This window comes from Actinomyces urogenitalis DSM 15434, assembly GCF_000159035.1.
Taxonomy (GTDB): domain Bacteria; phylum Actinomycetota; class Actinomycetes; order Actinomycetales; family Actinomycetaceae; genus Actinomyces; species Actinomyces urogenitalis.
On the sequence record NZ_DS999599.1, the window covers coordinates 1 to 960 of the forward strand.

The 960-nt window shown below is 73.3% G+C and carries 1 protein-coding gene; it reads right to left on the reverse strand.

What is annotated here, in order from left to right; translation table 11 throughout:
• Positions 1 to 213 precede the first annotated feature (213 nt).
• Positions 214 to 849: a response regulator transcription factor gene (locus HMPREF0058_RS11435; RefSeq protein WP_006549957.1), complete on the reverse strand. Its 636-nt coding sequence runs from the start codon at positions 847 to 849 to the stop codon at positions 214 to 216.
• Between the last annotated feature and the right edge of the window lie 111 nt (positions 850 to 960).

Here is a 960-nt window from a genome sequence, read left to right on the forward strand (position 1 = left end):
GGGGCGAGGCCGGCAGCCTGCCTGCGGCTCCGGCAGCGGGCTCCTCCTTCGGGCTGGGCGGCGCGGCGCCTGCGGCTCCGACCGCTGGTCAGCCTGCAGCTCAGCCCTCCGGTGACGAGGTTACCGATGCTATGAACGCCCTGCCTGAGGACCTGCGACGTCGCTTGGGCCTGGCCTGAGGCGAGGGACGCCCTGGTCTCGCGCCGTCTCGCGCTAGAGCCAGCCGTTGGACTCGGCGGTGCGGGCTGCCTCGACCCGGTTGCGTGAGCCGGTCTTCGCGATGGCCGAGGACAGGTAGTTGCGCACGGTCCCCTCGCCCAGGCTCAGGTGCGCGGCGATATGTGGAGCGTCCAGGCCCTTGCCGGCCAGCCGCAGGACCTCGCGCTCCCGCTCGGTCAGGGGGTTGGGTCCCAGGAGCACCGACTCCTGGGCGAGCATCGGGTCGATCACCCGCAGGCCCGCGTGTACCTTGCGCACCGCCTCGGCCAGCTCGGCCGGGGGAGTGTCCTTGACCAGGAAGCCGCTGGCTCCCACCTCGATGGCCCGGGAGAGGTAGCCCGGGCGCCCGAAGGTCGTGACGATGATGCTGCGGCACGGCGTGGTGCCGGCGCTGCGCAGCCTCGCGATCTGCTCGGCGGCCCACAGACCGTCGCCGTCGGGCATCTCAATGTCCAGCAGCGCCACGTCCACCCCGCCTGAGCGCACGCGCTCGACGGTCTGGCGGCCCGTGCCGACCTGCGCCACCACCTCCAGGTCCCGCTCCAGGCCGAGCAGCGTGGCCAAGGCCCCGCGGACCAGGGCCTGGTCGTCAGCGACGAGGAGCTGAATCGGGCCGGGTTGCGTTGTCATAGCGTGACCTCCACCGTGGTTCCTTCACCTGTGCCGCCGGCCAGCCCCGGGCCGGTGACCTGGAGCAGGCCGCCGGCCGCCTCGACCCGCTGACGCAGGCCGGCCAGGCCG